Genomic DNA, 19,116 nt, shown 5'->3' with positions numbered 1-19,116 from the left:
TGCCGGAGGGCGGTGATGCAGCTGGTGGGAGGCGGCGCTCTGCGTGTGCGAAGCGCCTGCCTACCTCACACGATAAACGACTGCGTCAAGGGCCGAAGGGCCGTGTCCGCGGCTCAGCGGCCGGGGGCGTTCACCACCCGGGTCATTCGGTGACGCCGATGAAGACCTTCCGAGTCGGTTCGAGTGTGACCCACCGGCCCGCGAAGCCCTGCGGGATCGTAAACGCTTCTCCCGGCCCGTATTCGTACCGCTGGCTGCCGTCGGCGGCCTCGACGGCGACTCGGCCGGTTTCGATGACGCAGAACTCCCGGTACGGCCAAGAGGCGAACTCGACCCAGCCGGGTTCGCCCTCCCACCGACCGGCCACCGAGTTCGGCCCCGTCTCGACGCGGAACTCCGTCTCCGTCCAGCCCTCCGAATGCGCATCATAGTCCGCAAGCGGCGGCACGACCGCCCGCTCGGGATCGTCGGTGAGCGTCTGGACCTCATCTGCTGAACTCATCGATGCTCCTTCACGTTTTTTGTCTGAGCCTGTCCGCTCTGTCGTCCTGCGGCGATGAACTTGTCGAGGACGTTGCGCGTGATCGTGGTGGCAAAGGGATCGTTCGCAGCAAGCCCGTAGGGCCAGTCGGTAGTGCCCGCGCAGAACACCTCACCGTTCCCGCGGGTGAAAGAGACGACCATGGCCGCCCCATAGCCTCTGCCCTGGCGGTACGAGGGGATCCCGTCGGGGTATATGCCGGCGAAGAGGTCCTCGATCTCGGCAGCCGGGGCACCGATCGGCACCCGTCCGCCCCAGCGATCGACTCCCCCGGAGACCGCGGGGGACATGGCGACGATCTCGAGGTTTTCCGGGGCACCGTCAGCACCGGTGGCATAAGGCAACCCGTGACGGAAAGTGTAGTCACAACCGTCGACTTCGAACGCGGCGATGCACAGTGGTGCCTGACCGAACACGTCACCGTAGTAGAGGTCGGTGCCATCCAGTGCCCAGTGGTCCTCCCGATAGACGGTGAAACCGCCGCTTCCTCGAGGCACAGCCGAACCATAACGAATGTACGCTCCGCCGAGACCGGTCAGCCCCATCGTCTCCGCGCCAGGACGCCCGATCTCCGGGGCATCCCAGGCCGTGGTCACTCGGGTCGGATCAGTGGCTCGGAGCGGGTCGGCGCTCGGATCCTTGAAGCAGGTCTGAACGCCTGTCTCAACGTCGAGGCGGACCTGCCACACGTAGTTGCCGCCAAATCGGGCGAGCCGACCGCCTGCATCGACATAGGCGTCGAGGGTGTCGCGCATCTCCCACGACCAGTACTCGTCGTGGCCGACGATGACGACGGTCGCAGCACCGTTGAGGCAGTCGGGCTCGGCATGGAGTTCGACCTGCGTGATGTGGCCTACGCGGTAGCCCTGTTCCTCGGCCCAGATCGTGAAGGGCCTCTCGTAATTCGCCCACCCGGCATCGTTGTGGTGACGGGAGTATCCGCGCTGCCACGCCCACTCGTAGGTCGGGTGCCGCGGCTCCCAGCCGATCGGGACGCTGACATCGGTGTGGGCGTTGCGCGGGGCACCGATGGGCTTGCGCAGCATGCCCCGGGCGATGGGTCGGCGCATCGATGAGTACGGGGAGGGGATGTCGTTGCGGTCACCGTCGGGCAGCCCCCGGTAGTGGTTGCCGCCGCCCCAGTCGTTGTAGGCGAGCATCGTTGAGGTGGCATGGACGAGGAGGAGGTCGACGTCGGCGGGGTGCTGCGGCCGGACGATGAAGAAGGACTCCTGCTCGATCTCGCGCCCGTGGTCGTCGTCCTGGGTGCGGAAGACGACCAGGTAGTACCCGGGAGCGAACTCCTCGGTGAGGTCGATCGTCAGCGAAGTCGCCCAGTCGCACCCGGTCGCGTAGGCATCGGCGGGCGTCTTCTGCCGGGTGCCGGGGACGTTGGAGGCGGTGAACACGGTCTCGGGGCGAGCGCCTTCGCGGATGATCTCGACGGCGAAGTTCGGCGCCGTGGTGTGCACCCTGAGGTCGACCTGCTCCCCTTGCCGGTAGGCGAATCGGTCGGAGTATCCCCACAGCTCTGTGGTGCCGGGGTACTCGTCGGGGCGTTCGACAAGGCCTCTCGGTGTCGACCAGGCGTAGTCGATGTGAGTGTTCATCATCCTTCTCTCTCTGTGCGACGGTGGTGATCTGCGTTCGGGTGGTGAGGGGTGAGGGCGGGGTCAGTCCCGACGAAGCCGTCCGCCTCGGCGAGGTCGGTCTCGTCGGCACCGAGAGTGGTCAGTGTCGCTCGGTCGGGATGTACGTACCGCGCTCGGATGAGGCCGTAGACCGCGGCGACGACGAGCGGAGCCAGAACGCAGGCATTGCCGACGGGACCGAGGCCGGTGAGCGCCCCCATCCGCGCGATGAGGAGGACGAGGCCGAGGGTGATGAGGACGACCGAGAGACCGGGAGCGAGTCTCGTCGCCCACCGGGATTCCCCACGGCGGTCGCGGCGGAAATAGCTGAGAACCGCGATCGAGGTGAGGATCTGGAGGACGAGGACGGCGACGATCGTCGGGGTGTTCGTCCAGGTCACGATTTGCGTGTACGGATCGGAACCGACGGCGGCGAAGACGACGAGCGCGATGAGGACGAGACCGGCTTGGATGAAGTTCGCAGTCAGCGGACTCCCTGAGGCGGCCAGTCGGGAGAGCGGCTGCGGGAGCAGTCCGCCGCGGGCGAGATTGACCAGATAGCGCGCCGAGGTGTTCTGCAGGGCGATGACGCCGGCGAAGAAGCTGGTGACGACGAGGACGAGCATGATCGCCGTCGCGGCAGGACCGACGAATTCGTCGTTGAGCGTGAAGACGAGCTCGGACGGGTCGCCGGCGAGCAGGGCGTCCATGCGCGACTGGCCGGCGGCCTGGAGGACCACCCAGGCTCCGAACGTGTACCCGACCAGGAGGACGAGCACCGCGAGGTAGGTGGCACGGGGGATCGTGCGGTTGGGATCGCGCGTCTCGGTGCGGTAGACGGTGGTCTGCTCGAAGCCGACGAACGCGACGAAGGTGAGGACGAAGACTCCGGGCAGCGCCGCGCTCACCCACTTGCCGGGGGCGAAGGCGGTGAGGGTGAGGCCTTCGTATCCGCCATTGGCGAGGACCGCGACGGCGAAGACGGCGATGATCGCGCATTCGGCGATGAGGAGCACGGCCACGGTGGCCGCTCCGACGCCGACGCGCCGGAGTCCGAGGGTGAGGGCGAGGACGGTGATGACGACGGCGATCGGCAGCCAGTGGAGGCTGATGCCGATGAAGGTCTCGATCGTGAAGGAGGCGAAGACCGACGCCGAGGCGGTGAAGCCGATCTGCCCGCCGAGGTAGCCGACATAGGCGATCATCCCTGCCACCGAACCGGTGCGCGCGCCGAGTCCGGCGGCGATGTAGGTGAGGAATGCGCCGCCGCCGGGGATGTGGCGGGCCAGCGTCGTGTAGCCGACGGCGAAGAGGAGGTAGACGAGTCCGGGGTAGAGGAAGCCGAGGACGACGGCGTCGCCGCCGGCGAGCAGGCCGAGGGGGACGAAGCCCGCGAGAATCGTCAGCGGCGCCGCTGCCGCGAGGACGAAGAAGACGAGGCCGGGGGTGCCGATGCCCCTTGCCCGTTCGGGAGGGAGAGCCACGTTGCGGTCCCTTCATGGTCGGGAGGCGCCGTGCGGTCCAGTCCGCCCGGCGTTTAACCTATCGGTCGATAGGTTAGAAGGTAATCTATCACCCGATAGGGCATTTGGGTACCCCGAGCGGATGCACTGTCGGTGAACGGTTGTCGCCGCCGTCGGGTGAGGCCGCGGCCGGAACGGTCAGGGGGACCCGCAGGGCCGGCGCACCTCGGCGGCCCCGTACGCTGGGGGCACGGAAAGGGAGGGACGATGGCGAGACCGCGGAACGCGGACACGACGGGCGATACGCGCGATCGCATCCTCCGTGAATCGGCGCGGCTGTTCTCCGAACTCGGTTACCAGGGGGCGAGCACGCGGGCGATCACCGAGGCGGTCGGGATCAAGCAGCCCTCGCTCTTCCATTACTTCGCGGGCAAGGAGGCGATCGGGCACGAGCTCATCGCCGCCCGCCTGGCGCCGACCACCCTGCTCACCGGGCAGTTCGAGCACTCCGAGGACGATCCCGCGCTCGATCTCTACCGGCTGTTCCGCAACGAGATGATCGTCGAGTTCAACGAGACGATCGACACGCGCTGGCTCTTCCGCCTGCCCCCTGCCGTCGCCGAGCTCTTCCCCGAATGGGGCGCTGCCGTCGAGGCCGGGCGGTCGACGATGGAGGCCGTGCTCGAGCGCGGAATCCGCGCCGGCGTCTTCCTCCCGGGACACCCCAAGGCCGTGCTCGAACTCTTCGACGCGATCGCGAATGAGGCGATGTTCTGGCCCCGTGACCTCCACAGCGTCCAGCCGGACACCTTCGCCGAGGTGCTCCTGCGCCTCGTCATCGCCGACCAGTCCGCGATCGCCGAGGTGGTGACGCGAGCGCAGGCGGTTGAGCCGGAGTCCGGCGGACCGGGCGCCGGGGGACCGGACGCGGGCGGGTAGGACACGGCACAGACGAGCCGGGCAGCGGGCACCGGCGGGCGCGGCTCAGGCAGGGCGAGCGCGTGCGGCGACGGACAGGTCACACAAGCGTGGTCGAGCTTCGCGCGGGCACGATCGATCGAGTGACACGATGAGTCACGCGATCGACTCGATCACCCGAGCAGCCGCTCCAGGTCAGTCAGATACGGATTGAGTGCACGCGCCTCGGCGATCGAGGTCGCACTGATCTCAGCGACCGCTATCCCGGCGCCGTCTTCGATGAGGTCGACGAAGCGTCCGTTGGCATTGACGATGCAGCTGTGGGCTGTGAACTCGTCGGCGCAGTGATTGGCGTAGGCGATCGCGACCCCATTCTCGAGTGCCCGGGCAGGGACGAGCAGGGTGGAGGACTGCGATGCCGAGAATGCGAGCGCCCCTCCTCCGTCTGGGGACTTCGGAACAGCAGTCGGCACAAGCAGGATCTGCGCACCGTTGACCGCAAGCGTGCGCACGAACTCGGGATATTCGACGTCATAGCAGATGCCCATTCCGAAGCGCATACCTCGCCATTCGAAGACCTCGCCGTAGCCGTCCGCCGGGGTGAAGTAGTTGCGCTCGATGTCGAACAGGTGCCGCTTGCGGATGCGGGCGATCTCCTCCCCGGCCTCGTCGAAGAACGACGCGGCGATGTGCCTGCGACGCCCCGAAGCGTCAGAACTCTCGTCGACCGTTGAGGCCACGACGGCGACCCCCGCGTCTCGCGCCGCAACCGAGATCTCGTCGCGGATCGCATTGCCGTCGTGCGTCCAGGCAGTTCTCGGGTCGTATCCGGTAGCGAAGAGCTCAGGGGTCACGACCACTTGAGCACCCAGTTCAGCGGCGGCGTTCACCCCCTGACGCAGCGTCCGCAGGTTACCGTCGATGTCTCCGATGACCGCGGCCGCCTGGACGATGCCGACAGTGACCGACGTGGTGTCCGCCATGGTCCCCTCCTCCGATTCGGCGAACTTTCTTCGCCGTCGCCATTGACGGCAGTACCCCGTCACGCAACAATTGTAAACCAAATCACATTTGGTTTATCGCCGGATCTGGTTTGCCGAGCGCTTCCGACGACGGAGGCGCGGACGGTCGCACCGAGCACAACAGCCCAAGGAGTCACCGATGACACCGCACCACGACGCAGACTTCGTGTCCGCCATGGCCCGAAACGGCACATCGCCTTCCGTCGCCGCCGAGATCGAACGGAGGATCGAGATCGTCAACGCAGCCGAAGGTTCCGACTCTTCGAGGCTTCCCCTCTCGGTCGCAGAGTTGACCGTCTACGTCGGCGTCAGCGTCGCCGCATGCGTGATCGGCATTGCGGTGGTGGCGCTGTGAACGGGCCCGTGGACAACGCACTCGGCGACACCGCATCGAACGGGCCGTCGATGAGCCCGGAGCTGCGACAGGAACACATCTACGGCACATTTCCGCTCCTCAAGTCGGAGAGGACATGGTCCGGTTGGGACTTCGCATGGGTGAACACGGCGTTGGCGATCGCGACCTGGGCGTTCCTCGTCGGCGGGTCGACTGCGCTGCTCGTCGGATTCGCCGACGGAGTCGCCGCGATGATCATCGGCAACGCAATCGGACTGTGCTTCATGGTGCTCGCATCGATCCCGGCTTCGCAACTTTACGGCACCGAACAGTACACGCTGCTGCGCGGCGCATTCGGCGTCGTCGGAGTGGGCCTCATCGTCTTCACCATCATCCTCGTCACGGAGATGGGATGGTCCTCTCTGCTGGCCGTCATGGCCGGCCGAGCCACGAGTCAGGTCGCCGGAACGCTCATCGGGACGGAGTTCGACCAGTACGGTCCCCTGGTGACCGTCGGCGGCCTCGTCGCGATCGGCATCGCCTGGTTCGTTCTCTCCCGCGGGCCGGTGACGATCGGCAGGTTCAACAAGTACGTGGCGCCGGGGCTGGCGATCATCACGGTCATCATGATGATCGTGCTCGTGGCCACGACCTCATGGGATACGCTTCGCGAGGCCTCGCCGCTGGCCCCGTTCGACGATCCGCAGCTCAACTTCATGGTCGCCGTCGAGTTCAATGTCGGGGTCGACGTCTCGTGGTATCCGGTCATGGGCTCGCTTGCTCGGATGACCAGGAGCCGCAGGGCCGCCGTCTGGCCCGCCTTCGGAGGGCTCTTCCTCGCCACCCTCATCGCACAGGCGGTCGGGATGGCGGCGGCGCTGACGATCGGCGACTCCGACCCGACCTATTGGATGGTGCCCCTCGGTGGGCCGATCCTGGGTATCGCGGTCCTCGTCTTCATCGGCTTCGCGAACATCACGTCGATGTCCTCGATCGTCTATTCGACGATCCTCGCCATCCGGCAGTCCGCCGGTCCGGCACTGCGCAGAGTCCCATGGAAAGCACTGACAGCCGCCTTCTTCGTCGTTCCCGCGATCATGACGTTCTTTCCCCAGTTCATGTACGAGCAGTTCATGGTCTTCGTCTCGTTCTCCGGTGCGTTCCTCACCGCGATCTGCGGAGTGGCTCTCGCCGACTATTTCGTGCTGCGCCGCCAGCACATCGACCTCCGCGACCTCTATCTCGGAAGTGCCGGACGGCTCTACGCCTACACGGGCGGAATCAATTGGGCCGGCATCGTCGCAGTCCTCGTCGGCGCTGGGTTCTATCTGTGGCTCTACAACCCGGTCACGCTCGAAACTGCCGCGGCGTTCTCGGTCATCACCGCATCGCTGCCGGCCGCGATCCTCGCCGCGATCGTCTATCTGGTCATCTTCAGAGTCGCCTACGCCTCCCGTCATCTGCCCCGATGAGACTCGACGACGTCGTGCGGTCAGACCTTCCCACCGATGCGTCTTAGGAGAACGAATGCCCACCATCTCACGCGCCGCAGTCCACACCGACGGCCCCGAACTCGAGATCACCGAGGTCGTCGTTCGAGACCCCGGTCCGGGCCAGGTGCTCGTCAAGCTCGGTGCATCGGGAGTCTGCGGCTCTGATCGCCACGTCCTCGACGGTGACTGGAATCTGCCGAGTCCGACGGTCATGGGACACGAAGGAGCCGGAACCGTCGTCTCGATCGGGGCAGGAGTGACAGATCTCGACGTCGGCGACCACGTGGTCCTCAGCTGGTTCTATCCGTGCCTGCACTGCGCGGCGTGCCGCGCAGGTCGCATGTGGGTGTGCACGGGGTCCGGTGCGTCCGACGGTCTTCTGCCCGATGGCACCACAGCGTTCTCCCGCGGCGACGGCTCCGTCTTTCCCTACCTCGCCGTCGGCTCGATGAGTGAGTACACGGTCGTCGCACAACAGGCAGCCGTGAAGATCCCCGATGCCGTGCCGTTCGACGTGGCCGCGCTCATCGGGTGCTCCATCGCCACCGGATTCGGCGCGGTCGTCAATGACGGAGACGTCACTGCCGGTCAGTCGGCACTGGTCATCGGCGCGGGAGGGATCGGGCTGAGCATCATCATGTCCTTGGCTCTTGCCGGGGCCAATCCGATCATCGCCGCGGATGTCTCGGGTGAGGCCCTCGCTCTCGCTGCGGCATTCGGTGCGACGCACACCCTGACCTCGGGACCTGATCTGGCGACGGAGGTCAAGGAGATCACAGGGACCGGAGTCGACTGTGCATTCGAAGCGATCGGCCGCCGCGAGACGATCGAACTGATGACGTCGTGCGCGGCACCAGGTGGGACCGCCGTCATCGTCGGTCTTCCACCTGAGGATGATCCCGTGTCGATCGATGCGCTGCATCTGGCCGAAGAGGGCAAGCGCCTCGTCGGGTCGAACTACGGTTCCACGGTGCCCGCGCGCGACTTCCCTCGCCTGGCCGACCTCTATCTTGCGGGGAAGCTGCCGATCGACCGACTCATCACCGACCGCATCCGGCTCGACGAGGTCAACTCGGCGTTCGCGGCCATGCGCGCCGGCAGCAGAGGGCGCACAGTCATCGTCCACTGATGCGTTCGCATTCACCGGTCCGATGCTTTGAGAGAATGACCGTATGGCGCGACCGAGCAAGAACATCCTCTCCCCCAGCATCATCGCCGAGGCGGCATTGAGAATGGTGGAGCGCGAGCACGACTTCACGATCCCGGGAATCGCAGCCGAACTCGGCGTCAATCCATCCTCGCTCTATCACCACGTCAAGGGCGGCAGAGGAGAGATCATCAACCTCATGCGCGAAGCGCTCTACGGTCGCATCGACCTCACCGAAGCGACAGCGGGCGACCTCCCGTGGCAGGACCGCATGCGCTCCTGGATCCGCAGCTACCGGTCCAGCATGGCGGCACTGCCTGCGGCCATGCCCCTGCTCGCAGGCTCTCCCGTGGATGATCTGCCGACTCTGCGGATCTACGAAGTCGCGTTCGCCATCCTCGATGAGATCGGCATTCCGACCGAGACACAGGTCGATGTCGTTTCGATGCTCGATGCCATAGTGCTCGGCTCGGCGTTGGACCGCGGTGCCCCTGTGCCGGTGTGGCAGCCCGGAGACTGCGATGTCCCGCTCCTGCGTCGGGCCGCCACGACCGGAGATGACGACGAACGCACCGACCGGGGGCTCGAATTGGCGATCACCGGTGCAGTGTCGACGATCGAAGCCCTGGCCCAACGCACCGCCGTCGAAACAGCGGTCGGTGACTGACGCGCGAACGCGCGCCTCTTGGTCAGCCCCGAAGCCTGAGCGTCACTCCTCGGTGGGAGCGATGAAGAGCTTCCGCAGGGGCCCGTCGTCGATGTACCAGCGGGTCTTCATGCCTTCGGTCAGGCGCACGAGCGAACCGGGTGCGAGCCCGATGCTCGACTGCTCGGGGTCGTCGAACTCGATGCGCCCGGTGCCGTCGATGACGAGGAACACTTCCTCGCCTTCGATGTCGCGCATCGCGCCGACGCTCATCTCCCACAGTCCGTAGTCGACGCCGGCGATCGATCCGAGCTCGGCGAACGCCGTCGTCGTCTCGGTCGCCTCTCCCGGCGCCGAGTCGGTGGCTCCGCCCGCCGCCTCGCCATCCTTCGCCGCCGCACCGGTCGCCGGTGCGTTCTCGGCATCGGCGGCGATCCGCTGCCAGTCCTCGATCAGCTCGTGCTCGAGAGGGAAGGTGCGGGTGTCGATCGGCTCCGTTGCGCTCATGGACCCAGTGTAGCCAGACGGGGACTGTCGTGGACACGGAATCCGGGGGCAACCTCGGCGATTTCATATGCCAATACACGCACTTACAACCATTTACATCGCAACTGACGATGGGATAGAACTGATTCCGTACGGTCACACCAGGTGATCGCGCACGGAAACAGGAGTTGTCCAGTGACCTACCTCAACGGCGAGGCCTCCTTCTGGCTGGCGCAGTCGCCGGCCGAGCCCATCGATTCGCCCCTGCCCGCGGGCAAGCAGGACCTCGTCATCGTCGGCGGCGGAATGACCGGGCTGTGGTCGGCCTATTGCGCCCGGCAGGCCCACCCCGACTGGGCGATCACGATCATCGAGGCGCGCACCGTCGGCTACGGTGCCTCGGGACGCAACGGCGGGTGGCTCTCGACGCTCATGCCCGGCAACCGCGCCCGCTTCGCCGAGGCGGTCGACCGCGCCCGCACAGACGACCCTGACGGGCCGGTCGGCTCGGCCGGACTGTCCGGGATCGAGAGCGTGCGGGCCTTCCAGTCGGCGCTCTTCGACTCGATCGACGAGGTGCTCGAGACGCTCGAGGTCGAGGGCATCGACGCGCAGGCGGTGCGCGGCGGCCACATCGACATCGCGCAGTCCGAGGCGGGCATGGCGCGCATCCACGAACTCATCGAGGCCAACCGCGAATACGGCTACGGACCTGCGGACATGCAGGTCCTTGACGCCGCCGAGACCCGCGCCCGGATCAACGTCGACGGCGCCCGCGGCAGCGTCTTCGTTCCCGGCACCGCCCGCATCGACCCCGCCCTCCTCGTCGAAGGCCTCGCCCGCGTGCTGCGCGCGCAGGGGGTGACGATCTGCGAGGGCACGACGGCCGCCCACATCGGCACGGGCACGGTCGTCACCGACCGCGGGCCGGTCAACGGCGAGACGATCTTCGTGTGCCTCGAAGGGTACTCCGACACGGTGTCGGGGAAGCTGCCCGGCCTCGAGGGACGCCAGGTCATCCCCGTCTTCTCCTCCATGATCGCGACCGACCCGCTGCCGGCTGCGACCTGGGGCGAGATCGGCTGGGCGGGCCGGGAGTGCCTCGGCGACGCCGCCCACACCTTCATCTACGCCCAGCGCACCGCCGACGATCGGATCGCGCTCGGCGGGCGGGGCGCGCCGTACGCGTTCAACTCGGGCCTGCCCGGTGACGGTCGTGTCCCCGCCGAGGTGGTGGACCTCCTCCGCACCCGCCTGTCCTCGCTCTTCCCGACCCTCGATTTCGAGGTCGCCCACGCGTGGCGCGGTGCCCTCGGGGTGACCCGTGACTGGTGCGCTGGGATCTTCTTCGATCCCGAACAGCGCATCGGCGTGGCCCGCGGGTACGCCGGACACGGGGTGACGGCGACGCATCTGGCGGCGAAGACCCTGCTCGATCGCGCCGCGGGCGCACCAACGGCCCTGACCGCACTGCCGTGGAACGACCACGTCTCCGGTCAGTGGGAGCCCGAGCCGATCCGGTGGCTCGGCATCCGCTCGATGTACAAGATCTTCAACATCGCCGACGACTGGGAGCGAATCACCGACGCGAAGAAGACGAGCCTGCTCGCGCGCTTCGGGGCAAGGTTGGCGGGGCTCGCGGAGTAGGGAGCTTGGGCTGGTGCCGGTGCGGGTGGTTGCTGCGGTGCGGGCGAGCGCGGCGGTGCGGCGGTGCAGGCTGACGCCCCGGTCTGGGCGAACGCCCCGGATCGAGGACGCTGAGTGACGATTCTGGTCGCGGAAATCGACACTCAGCGTCCTGGATTCGCGCCGGGTCATTCGACAATCACGCCCGATTTCGTCCTCGATTCGCACCGCGCCGGACGTCCGCGCCCTCATTCGCCCCATCTGACACACTCGAGTCACCTGGACAACACTCGGACCACGCCCGAACCACCCTCAAGACACCCCGACGAAGGAGCGCAACCATGACCGACCCGTACCGCCGCATCTCCCCGATGGCGCAGACCTATCCGGCCTCGGACATCCGGAAGATGTTCAACATCGCGCTCAACTATCCCGAGGCCGTCAAACTCACCGTCGGCGAGCCCGACTTCCCCACGCCCGAGCACATCAAGCAGGCCGGCATCCGCGCCATCGAGAACGACGAGACGAAGTACGTCGCCAATGCCGGCCTGCCTGACCTGCGCGCGGCGATCGCCGGGAAGTACTCGGTGCGCTGGGACCGTGAGGTCACCGCCGACAACGTCATGATCACCTTCGGCGCGATGGAGGCGCTCACACTCTCCCTCGACACGACGGTCTCGCCCGGGCAGGAGGTCATCATCGCCGACCCGAGCTTCCCGAACTACTTGGGCCAGATCCACCGCCTCGGCGCGATCGCCGTGCCCGTTCCCGTCACCGAGGAGTCCGGGTTCAAGGTCCACGCCGATGACGTCCGGGCGGCCGTGACGAAGAAGACCGCGGCGATCATCATCAACAGCCCCTCGAACCCCCTCGGGTCGATCATCGACCGGGAGGATCTCGGCCAGATCGCCGATCTCGCCGACGAGTTCGGCTTCACGATCATCTCCGACGAGGTCTACGACGAGATCGTCTTCGATGACGCGACCTTCACCTCGATCGCCGAGGTGCGTCCGGGCTTCGATCGGTTCCTCGTCGTCGGCAGCTTCTCGAAGACGTACGCGATGACCGGGTGGCGGTGCGGCTTCGTCATCGGCCCGGCCGCGTTCATTCCGCCGATGCCGCTGCTCCAGGAGGGCCTGACCTCGAGTCTTCCGGCATTCGTCCAGGAGGCGGCGATCGCCGCGGTCACCGGACCGCAGTCGGTCGTCGCGGAGATGGTGAGTTCGTATGCCCAGCGCCGCGACCTCATCGTCGACCGCGTCAATGCGATCGACGGGATCAGCGTGCTCCGACCGGAGGCGACGTTCTACGCGTTCGCCAATGTCAAGGACTGGGGCATGACCTCATGGGAGGTCGCCACCGCTCTGCTCGAGAGACACGGTCTGGCGACGATCCCCGGCTCGGCGTTCGGTCCCGCCGGCGAAGGCTACCTGCGGCTGACGTTCGCGGTCTCACCGGAGACGATCGAAGAAGCCTGCCGCCGTCTCGAAGCGTTCGCTGCAACCCGGTAGTCCGGGCCCGCGACACCCCCGCAGAACGGGTACCGCAACCAGGCAGCCCTCGCACTGTTCGCCGCGACCCGGTAGACAGCCGTCGCAAAGCCCCCAGCACACAAAGACCGAGGCGGGAGCACTCGAAGTGCTCCCGCCTCGGCGATCTCCGGTCAGCCGCGCTGAGCGCGACCGCCAGGACATCCGTGGGCGTCTGATCGCCGAATCAGCGATTCAGCGCCGGCTCGACTGCCGCCAGATCAGCGACGGTCGGTGACGTCGTTGAACGTGTCCTTGAGCTTCTCGCCGGCCTGCTTGGTGCCGGCGGCAGCCTGGTCGGCCTTGCCCTCGGCCTGCATCTGCTCGTTGCCGATGAGCTTGCCGGTGGCGTCCTTGGCCTTGCCCTTCATCTCCTGGGCCTTGTTGTCGAACTTGTCCTTCATGCTCATTGCATTCTCCTTCGCTTCGAGTGATTGGTCAGTGCTGCTGTGGCCGACTGCGTGCCGGCCGGGACGCGCTCAGGCGGTCTTGGCGCCGCGGTTCTTCGTGATGAGTCCCCACACGAACGCGAAGACGATCGCGCCGATGACGGCGATGAAGAACGAACCCCACGACCAGGGATCCGAGAAGACAGCGCCGATTCCCTTGCCGCCGAACAGACCGAAGAGCAGTCCGCCGACGAAGGCGCCGATGACGCCGAGGATGATCGTGCTGATCCACCCGCCGGCTTGCTTACCGGGCAGGATGAGCTTCGCGAGCGCACCCGCGAGCAGTCCGACGATGATCCAACCGATGACAACCATGATTCCGTCCCTTCGATTCCGTGACCGATCTTCGACGGGCAGGACGCCCACCGCGATCGGTTCCATCAATACAGACGTTCAGAGACTACAAACCTCACGCACTTTCCGCAAGGAATTTTGCCGGATTGTTCCCCAAGTGATGTTGTCGTTTCGATTTCCGGTCCGCAGCTGGTCGTCACACGACCGGATGGTCACCCCGCCGAGGTGAGAGCCGTGTTCCAGCTTCCGTAGAACTTCCGCACGGCCGCCGCCGACGGGACGTCGCCCTTGTGTTCTCCGGCGTAGGTACCGTACTCCTTGTAGGTGGCGGGAACGCCGCGGGCCTCGCAGTCGGCGACGAATGCGGCGATCGCGGCATCGTAGGCGTCGGCGTCGAAGCGGAGTTGGCCTTTGGCTCGCCCGACGCTGCTCGTCGCCAGGCCTGCGGCGGTCAGCGCGTCGTTCCACGAGCCGAACCGTTGGACGGCTGTCTGGCTCGTCGGCGGCCATATGCTTGCGCCCTTCGCCGAATCGGCACCGATGTCGTTGAGCAGCCTCGTCCGTTCTCGGTCGTACTTCGCAGCGGGCAGTCCAGGCGGTTGCGACCGGCCACGGACGAAGTGGATCGCTGCGGCCAGCTCGGCGACGGCGCGCTTCACGGGAGCCGGATCCTCAGGGAACTGCGCCTCCAAGGTGGCCTCCACCTCGGCGACGATGTCGGTGTCACGGTCGCTGAGCGAGCGCGCCGACGTCTGCGCGGACGTGTCGAACGGCGGTTCGGCCAGCCGGGCAGCGGCAAGGAGAAGCGCTCCGAGCACTGCCGGAGTGGACGTGTGGGATCGGTCGGAGGAGGCGTTCACCCTGTCCATCGTACGGGGAGGTCCTTCTCGCGCCGGGCACAAGGGACGATGCTGTGCAGGTCGCGAAGCAGCCCGCGCGCTCCGGGACTTCGGTGGGGGCATGACCAGAGCCCCGCGGCTGCGTGACGATCAGATCATGGAGCGAATCGTCCAGCCGGCGATCGACCGGATCCTTCGCGAGGGCGAACTCGACAGGCTCGACCTCGTCGAAGAGCCCCGCGGACGCAACTTCCTCCTCGTCCGTGTCACTGCGTGCGGCGAGGAATTCGAGCTTGCGCTCCATGTGCCTTTGGCCGGCGCCGAGGAGGAGATCGCGGACATGGCTGAGCGCTTCTTCAGCGACCTCCAGGACTTCGTCGCCGAATCCTCCTTCGCCTGGGGTGAGCTGCGCGGGGAGTAGATCTTCGTGCCCGTGTGGGGCACGGCATCCACTCGTGTCATCGGGCAGTGAGAGGATGGGCTGGTGACCGCGAACCGACCGACCACGCCCCCGCCTCCGCGAGGTCGTGCAGCCGCGTCGACCGCGACCCGGTCCACATCCAAAGCGCCCAGTGATTGGCGCACCGCCTTCGCCTCCTTCGCCGAGGCGGCCCCGCAGGACCACACGCCCGTGGCCCTGGGGTTCGAGCTCGTCGAGGTCGTCCCGCGCTCGTGGTTCGAACCCCAGCACACGACCCTGCTGACGAGAGCCGAGGTCAGCCCCGGCGCGAACCCGTCGCTCGCGATCCGCCCGCTCGTCCTCAGCGAGTCCGGCAACTGGGTGAAGAAGTCGCTGAGCTGGCGCACGATCGACCGCATGGTCTCCCAGTTCGGCGTCGATTCTCGTCACCAGGAATGGTTCTCGCAGCTCGCGGGCCTGCGCACCCGGGACAAGACCGACTTCACACCCGATGGGGCGCCGTACCACCTCGGCGATTTCCATACCTCCCTCATCTGGGACGTCTTCGCCCACGGAGCCGATCTCGGGATCGCCTTCGTCGGCGTCAACCCCGGCATGGACGTCCGCATCGGCCGCGAGGCGAAGGCGATCATCGATGTGCGCAAGGGTCCGGGCGGGCTGCGCGTGCAGCCTCACGTGACGATCGACGAACGCGAGTTCGCGCCCGGCCTGGCGAAGCCGATCTGGACGCACGGGTACTTCGGCGTCGACACCCGCACCGGGTTCACGGTCACGCTCGCCCCTGCCGCGCAGCCGACGACCGCCTCGGCGCTTCCGGTCCTCTCCTCCCCCGGTCCGATCACGATTCCGACGGCGGAGGCCGAGGAGTTCTTCGCGGAGTACTACCCACTGCTGCGCACGAGCACCGAGGTCGTGAGCACCGACGAATCCGTCCGCTTCCCCAGCTACCGGGACCCGCGCCTCGTCCTCTTCCTCACCTTCGGCGCGCAGGACCGGCTCAACCTGCGCTGGTACTGGGAGTACTCGGGTCCCCGCCGGACCCTGCCGGTGCGGCGGCCCGGAAGAACCGGGACCACCTCGGCGAAGGGGCACATCGCAGCGAACGGGACCACCTCGGCGAACGCCCCCTCGGCGAACAGCCTCGCCACCCCACCGGCCGCCGAACTCCGCGACCTCGAGCACGAGGACACGGTCCTCGCCCACGTCACCACTGTGCTCGCCCGGTTCGTCCCCGCCGACCCGCGCGCCGAGTTCCCGACCGTGCCTACGGACCTCGACTTCGACGGCGCGGACACGGCCGACTTCGTCGCCAACGTGCTGCCCGGCCTCGAGGAGATCGACCATGTCCACGTCATCACGCGCGGGAAGAAGCAGCCCTACCGCGAGCTCGGTGGGGAGCCGAGCGTGACGATCACCTCGGTCGAGTCGGAGAAGACCGACTGGTTCGAGCTCGGCTTCCAGATCAGCATCGGCGGCAAGTCGGTGCCCTTCGTCAAGCTGTTCACGGCGCTGGCCAAGGGGATGCGCAAGCTCAAGCTCGTCGACAATTCGTTCCTCACCCTCGACCGTCCCGTCTTCGACCGGATCAAGGCCCTCCTCGCCGAGGCGGACCTCATCGACGAGTGGGAACCGGAGTCCCCGAAGATCAGCCGCCTCCACGTCGGTCTGTGGTCCGAGTTCGAGGACCTCGCCGACGCAGCCGAACCCGCCGTGACCTGGCGCGAGTCCGCCCAAGCGCTCACCGACCTCGACCGGCTTCCCGACACCGAGGTGCCCGACCTCGGCGGCGTGCGGCTGCGGCCCTACCAGGTGCAGGGATTCCGCTGGCTCGCCCTGCTCCACCGCTGCCGCCTCGGGGGGATCCTCGCCGACGACATGGGCCTCGGCAAGACCCTGCAGACGCTCGCGCTCATCGCCTACGCCCGCCGGACGGCTGGGAGCGGCCCGACCGGGAGCGGCACGACCGAAAGCCCGACGACCGAGAGCCGCACGATCGCAAGCCCGACGACCGTGAGCCGATCACCCGACGATCGCGATTCCGCGCCCCGGTCGGGCGAGCCGCCGTTCCTCGTCGTCGCCCCCACCTCGGTGGTCCCCGTCTGGGCCCAGGAGGCCGCGAAGCACACGCCTGACCTCGACGTTCGCGTCATCGGTGAGTCGACGAGGAAGCGGGGCACCTCCTTCGCCGAGGTGGTCGCCGGTGCCGATGTCATCGTCGTCTCGTACGCGATCCTCCGCCTCGACGAGACCGAGATCGCCGGGCTCACATGGTCGGGGCTCATCCTCGACGAGGCGCAGTTCGTCAAGAACCGGACCTCGCAGGTCCATCAGGCGGCGAAGTCGATCGACGCGCCGTTCCGGCTGGCGCTGACGGGAACGCCGTTGGAGAACTCGCTGCGCGACGTGTGGTCGCTGTTCGCGATCTCGGCGCCGGGTCTGTTCCCGTCCCCGCACCGGTTCGAGGAGGAGTACGTCCGACCGATCGAGTCCGGGGAGAATCCGGGCCGGATGCAGCGGCTTCAGCGACGGATCCGGCCGTTCCTCATGCGGCGGACGAAGGATCTCGTCGCCGCCGATCTGCCCGAGAAGCAGGAGCAGGTCATCACCATCGAGCTCAGCGCCGCGCATCGGAAGCTCTACGACCGGATCCTGCAGAAGGAGCGGAAGAAGGTCCTCGGCTTCATCGACAGCGACTACGACCGGCAGCGGTTCATCGTCTTCCGGTCGCTCACCCTGTTGCGCATGCTCGCCCTCGACCCGCGCATCGTCGACGCCGAGCACGCCGAGGTGCCCTCGAGCAAGCTCTCGGCCCTCCTCGAGCGTCTCGACGAGGTCGTCGCCGAAGGCCACCGGTCGATCGTCTTCAGCCAGTTCACTTCGTTCCTCGACCATGTGGCCGAGGAGTTGGGTGCCCGGGGGATCCCGCATGTCATCCTCGATGGGTCGACCCGGAATCGCGCCGAGGTGGTCGAGGCCTTCCGGTCCGGGACCGCGCCCGTCTTCCTCATCAGTCTCAAGGCCGGCGGGTTCGGTCTCACCCTCACCGAGGCGGACTATGTCTTCCTCATGGATCCGTGGTGGAATCCGGCGGCGGAGAATCAGGCGATCGACCGCGCGCACCGGATCGGTCAGACGAAGCACGTCATGGTCTACCGGTACGTCGCCGAGGGCACCGTCGAGGAGAAGGTGCTCGGCCTGCAGGAGCGGAAGGCGGAGCTCTTCGCCGACCTCATGACCGAGGCGGAGGGGGATGCTGGCGCTGGGGCTGGCGCGGCCGGAGTTGCCAGTGCCAGCGGTCAGGCGTTCAGCCGGGCCGTGACGGCCGAGGACATCCGAGACCTGTTCGACGGCAGGAGCTGAGCCGGCTCAGTGACGACGAATCGGGTTCTTCGCCTATGCAGCGTCCGCAGAGCGAATACTGATTGCTTCAGGGAGCCGGGAGGAGTCCGCGGAGGCGACAGACGATTGCCGGAATCCGCTGAGTGACGACGATCCAGAGCAGGTCGTCATCCATGGCATCAGCACCACCGTGCATGGCAATCTCTCGCGCAGCCGCAATTTCCGCCGCTTCTTCGACCGTGAGCAATGGCTTCGACGAGGGAAAATCGCCCCGCTCGATGACGGAGGCCAGCCGGATGACCGCCATGCTCGCAATGTCATGGGTTTCGAGACCGTCGGCGAAGCTGTGTCGGCCGGGACCGGCTACGGCTCCGACTCGTTTCATGATCTTGGCCAGCTCATGCCGGATCGCGTCCGACCGCTGAAGAGAACGAAAAGTTCGGCTGTGTCGAGACCGCTGGGAGGAGTCGCGCGCCTCGTTGTGCGAAACCATGCCCACACCCTACCCACGTTCTCCCGGGTTCAGCCAGAGCAAGCCCGCGCCCCAAACACCCCTCGGCCCGTCACACCCCGGTCAGCCGGGACGGCGTGAGCAGCTTCTCGAGCTCGGCCGCCTCGAGCAGCCCCTGACGTTCGACGAGATCGGCGACCCGCCCGTCCGAGGCGAGCGCCTCCTTCGCCAGCGCAGCCGCCGGGGAGTACCCGAAGACAGCGGCGAGCGCGGTGATCACGGTGACCGAGCGGGCGACGGTCTCGGCCAGCGGAGCCACCGAGAAATGGCTGACGCTCCACGGCATAGAGGCGCTTCGGCGCGGCATGCCCTGAAGCGGTCTCCCTGGCACGGCTTCCCCTGAGCTGTCTCCCTGTATTCGGCGGCCGGTCACCTCCCCACCGCAAGCGACCGGCCGTCGTTGTTAGTCGGCGGCTTCGGGGGCGAA

Annotated in this window: 19 protein-coding genes; 9 read left to right on the top strand and 10 right to left on the bottom strand. The window is 67.1% G+C overall.

The genetic code is table 11. The annotated features are described in order from the left end of the window. Window positions 1–142: 142 nt before the first annotated feature. The 3 genes from AAHA49_RS10055 to AAHA49_RS10045 are packed head-to-tail and all read right to left on the bottom strand — an operon-like array spanning window position 143 to window position 3,656. The gene (locus tag AAHA49_RS10055) at window positions 143–502 is read right to left on the bottom strand and encodes a cupin domain-containing protein (RefSeq protein ID WP_342038161.1); all 360 of its coding nucleotides are present in this window, start codon (window positions 500–502) and stop codon (window positions 143–145) included. Next, complete coding sequence (locus tag AAHA49_RS10050; protein ID WP_342038160.1) at window positions 499–2,151, bottom strand: N,N-dimethylformamidase beta subunit family domain-containing protein; 1,653 nt, start codon at window positions 2,149–2,151, stop codon at window positions 499–501. The genes AAHA49_RS10055 and AAHA49_RS10050 overlap by 4 nt, the downstream gene beginning before the upstream one ends. Beyond that, a complete protein-coding gene (locus tag AAHA49_RS10045) occupies window positions 2,151–3,656 on the bottom strand; it encodes an APC family permease (RefSeq protein WP_342038159.1) in 1,506 nt (501 codons plus the stop codon). The genes AAHA49_RS10050 and AAHA49_RS10045 overlap by 1 nt, the downstream gene beginning before the upstream one ends. Window positions 3,657–3,902: 246 nt before the next feature. Between AAHA49_RS10045 and AAHA49_RS10040 the strand changes: the two genes are divergently transcribed. Beyond that, window positions 3,903–4,574, top strand: coding sequence for a TetR/AcrR family transcriptional regulator (locus tag AAHA49_RS10040; RefSeq protein ID WP_342038158.1), 672 nt, complete (start codon window positions 3,903–3,905; stop codon window positions 4,572–4,574). Window positions 4,575–4,726: 152 nt separating this feature from the next. Here the strand turns inward: AAHA49_RS10040 and AAHA49_RS10035 are convergent, their stop codons facing one another. Continuing rightward, complete coding sequence (locus tag AAHA49_RS10035; protein WP_342038157.1) at window positions 4,727–5,536, bottom strand: carbon-nitrogen hydrolase family protein; 810 nt, start codon at window positions 5,534–5,536, stop codon at window positions 4,727–4,729. Between the two features lie 178 nt (window positions 5,537–5,714). Here AAHA49_RS10035 and AAHA49_RS10030 point away from each other — a divergent pair, with 178 nt between their 5' ends. From AAHA49_RS10030 to AAHA49_RS10015, 4 genes are read left to right on the top strand one after another with little or no spacing between them, the layout of a single operon-like run. Next, entirely contained in the window at window positions 5,715–5,930 is a 216-nt protein-coding gene (locus AAHA49_RS10030; protein WP_342038156.1) for a hypothetical protein, read from the top strand. 8 nt (window positions 5,931–5,938) lie between these two features. Further along, on the top strand, window positions 5,939–7,381 hold the full coding sequence (locus AAHA49_RS10025; protein WP_342038155.1) for a purine-cytosine permease family protein: 1,443 nt from the start codon (window positions 5,939–5,941) through the stop codon (window positions 7,379–7,381). A gap of 55 nt (window positions 7,382–7,436) precedes the next feature. Beyond that, window positions 7,437–8,531 (top strand): Zn-dependent alcohol dehydrogenase, encoded by a 1,095-nt coding sequence (locus tag AAHA49_RS10020; protein WP_342038154.1) that lies wholly within the window; start codon window positions 7,437–7,439, stop codon window positions 8,529–8,531. Window positions 8,532–8,574: 43 nt separating this feature from the next. After that, the gene (locus tag AAHA49_RS10015; RefSeq protein WP_342038153.1) at window positions 8,575–9,216 is read left to right on the top strand and encodes a TetR/AcrR family transcriptional regulator C-terminal domain-containing protein; all 642 of its coding nucleotides are present in this window, start codon (window positions 8,575–8,577) and stop codon (window positions 9,214–9,216) included. 42 nt (window positions 9,217–9,258) lie between these two features. On the opposite strand, the gene AAHA49_RS10010 is transcribed toward AAHA49_RS10015, so the two are convergent. Continuing rightward, window positions 9,259–9,702, bottom strand: a complete 444-nt coding sequence (locus tag AAHA49_RS10010; RefSeq protein ID WP_342038152.1) for a cupin domain-containing protein — start codon at window positions 9,700–9,702, stop codon at window positions 9,259–9,261. Between the two features lie 174 nt (window positions 9,703–9,876). On the opposite strand from AAHA49_RS10010, the gene AAHA49_RS10005 reads away from it, so the two are divergent. Together AAHA49_RS10005 and AAHA49_RS10000 are read left to right on the top strand one after the other, a co-directional pair. Continuing rightward, window positions 9,877–11,328, top strand: a complete 1,452-nt coding sequence (locus AAHA49_RS10005; RefSeq protein WP_342038151.1) for an NAD(P)/FAD-dependent oxidoreductase — start codon at window positions 9,877–9,879, stop codon at window positions 11,326–11,328. 320 nt (window positions 11,329–11,648) lie between these two features. After that, complete coding sequence (locus AAHA49_RS10000) at window positions 11,649–12,818, top strand: pyridoxal phosphate-dependent aminotransferase (protein WP_342038150.1); 1,170 nt, start codon at window positions 11,649–11,651, stop codon at window positions 12,816–12,818. Between the two features lie 239 nt (window positions 12,819–13,057). Here AAHA49_RS10000 and AAHA49_RS09995 read toward each other — a convergent pair whose 3' ends face one another. The 3 genes from AAHA49_RS09995 to AAHA49_RS09985 all read right to left on the bottom strand — a co-directional run bounded on the left by AAHA49_RS09995 (window position 13,058) and on the right by AAHA49_RS09985 (window position 14,448). After that, complete coding sequence (locus tag AAHA49_RS09995; RefSeq protein ID WP_339391998.1) at window positions 13,058–13,246, bottom strand: CsbD family protein; 189 nt, start codon at window positions 13,244–13,246, stop codon at window positions 13,058–13,060. Between the two features lie 69 nt (window positions 13,247–13,315). Beyond that, window positions 13,316–13,600 (bottom strand): GlsB/YeaQ/YmgE family stress response membrane protein, encoded by a 285-nt coding sequence (locus AAHA49_RS09990; protein ID WP_009377556.1) that lies wholly within the window; start codon window positions 13,598–13,600, stop codon window positions 13,316–13,318. Between the two features lie 191 nt (window positions 13,601–13,791). Beyond that, window positions 13,792–14,448, bottom strand: a complete 657-nt coding sequence (locus AAHA49_RS09985; protein ID WP_342038149.1) for a homing endonuclease associated repeat-containing protein — start codon at window positions 14,446–14,448, stop codon at window positions 13,792–13,794. A 91-nt stretch (window positions 14,449–14,539) separates the two neighbouring features. Between AAHA49_RS09985 and AAHA49_RS09980 the strand changes: the two genes are divergently transcribed. Continuing rightward, window positions 14,540–14,839 (top strand): hypothetical protein, encoded by a 300-nt coding sequence (locus AAHA49_RS09980; RefSeq protein ID WP_342038148.1) that lies wholly within the window; start codon window positions 14,540–14,542, stop codon window positions 14,837–14,839. A 63-nt stretch (window positions 14,840–14,902) separates the two neighbouring features. Then, entirely contained in the window at window positions 14,903–18,199 is a 3,297-nt protein-coding gene (locus AAHA49_RS09975; protein WP_342038147.1) for a DEAD/DEAH box helicase, read from the top strand. 67 nt (window positions 18,200–18,266) lie between these two features. Here the strand turns inward: AAHA49_RS09975 and AAHA49_RS09970 are convergent, their stop codons facing one another. Together AAHA49_RS09970 and AAHA49_RS09965 are read right to left on the bottom strand one after the other, a co-directional pair. Continuing rightward, on the bottom strand, window positions 18,267–18,671 hold the full coding sequence (locus tag AAHA49_RS09970) for a hypothetical protein (protein ID WP_339391989.1): 405 nt from the start codon (window positions 18,669–18,671) through the stop codon (window positions 18,267–18,269). A gap of 70 nt (window positions 18,672–18,741) precedes the next feature. Then, complete coding sequence (locus tag AAHA49_RS09965) at window positions 18,742–18,948, bottom strand: hypothetical protein (protein ID WP_342038146.1); 207 nt, start codon at window positions 18,946–18,948, stop codon at window positions 18,742–18,744. Between the last annotated feature and the right edge of the window lie 168 nt (window positions 18,949–19,116).

This window comes from Brevibacterium ammoniilyticum (genome assembly GCF_038429965.1).
GTDB classification, from domain to species: Bacteria; Actinomycetota; Actinomycetes; order Actinomycetales; family Brevibacteriaceae; genus Brevibacterium; species Brevibacterium ammoniilyticum.
This window is presented reverse-complemented; position numbering and strand designations above follow the sequence as displayed.

What these genes read in the sequence shown, in the direction of transcription:
- AAHA49_RS10020 (WP_342038154.1), top strand. Translation starts at nt 7,437, where the DNA reads ATGCCCACCATCTCACGCGCCGCAGTCCACACCGACGGCCCCGAACTC.
- AAHA49_RS09995 (WP_339391998.1), bottom strand. Translation starts at nt 13,246, where the DNA reads ATGAGCATGAAGGACAAGTTCGACAACAAGGCCCAGGAGATGAAGGGC.
- AAHA49_RS09980 (WP_342038148.1), top strand. Translation starts at nt 14,540, where the DNA reads ATGACCAGAGCCCCGCGGCTGCGTGACGATCAGATCATGGAGCGAATC.
- AAHA49_RS09985 (WP_342038149.1), bottom strand. Translation starts at nt 14,448, where the DNA reads ATGGACAGGGTGAACGCCTCCTCCGACCGATCCCACACGTCCACTCCG.
- AAHA49_RS10030 (WP_342038156.1), top strand. Translation starts at nt 5,715, where the DNA reads ATGACACCGCACCACGACGCAGACTTCGTGTCCGCCATGGCCCGAAAC.
- AAHA49_RS10040 (WP_342038158.1), top strand. Translation starts at nt 3,903, where the DNA reads ATGGCGAGACCGCGGAACGCGGACACGACGGGCGATACGCGCGATCGC.
- AAHA49_RS10000 (WP_342038150.1), top strand. Translation starts at nt 11,649, where the DNA reads ATGACCGACCCGTACCGCCGCATCTCCCCGATGGCGCAGACCTATCCG.
- AAHA49_RS10050 (WP_342038160.1), bottom strand. Translation starts at nt 2,151, where the DNA reads ATGAACACTCACATCGACTACGCCTGGTCGACACCGAGAGGCCTTGTC.
- AAHA49_RS10055 (WP_342038161.1), bottom strand. Translation starts at nt 502, where the DNA reads ATGAGTTCAGCAGATGAGGTCCAGACGCTCACCGACGATCCCGAGCGG.
- AAHA49_RS10035 (WP_342038157.1), bottom strand. Translation starts at nt 5,536, where the DNA reads ATGGCGGACACCACGTCGGTCACTGTCGGCATCGTCCAGGCGGCCGCG.
- AAHA49_RS10010 (WP_342038152.1), bottom strand. Translation starts at nt 9,702, where the DNA reads ATGAGCGCAACGGAGCCGATCGACACCCGCACCTTCCCTCTCGAGCAC.
- AAHA49_RS09990 (WP_009377556.1), bottom strand. Translation starts at nt 13,600, where the DNA reads ATGGTTGTCATCGGTTGGATCATCGTCGGACTGCTCGCGGGTGCGCTC.
- AAHA49_RS10015 (WP_342038153.1), top strand. Translation starts at nt 8,575, where the DNA reads ATGGCGCGACCGAGCAAGAACATCCTCTCCCCCAGCATCATCGCCGAG.
- AAHA49_RS09970 (WP_339391989.1), bottom strand. Translation starts at nt 18,671, where the DNA reads ATGGTTTCGCACAACGAGGCGCGCGACTCCTCCCAGCGGTCTCGACAC.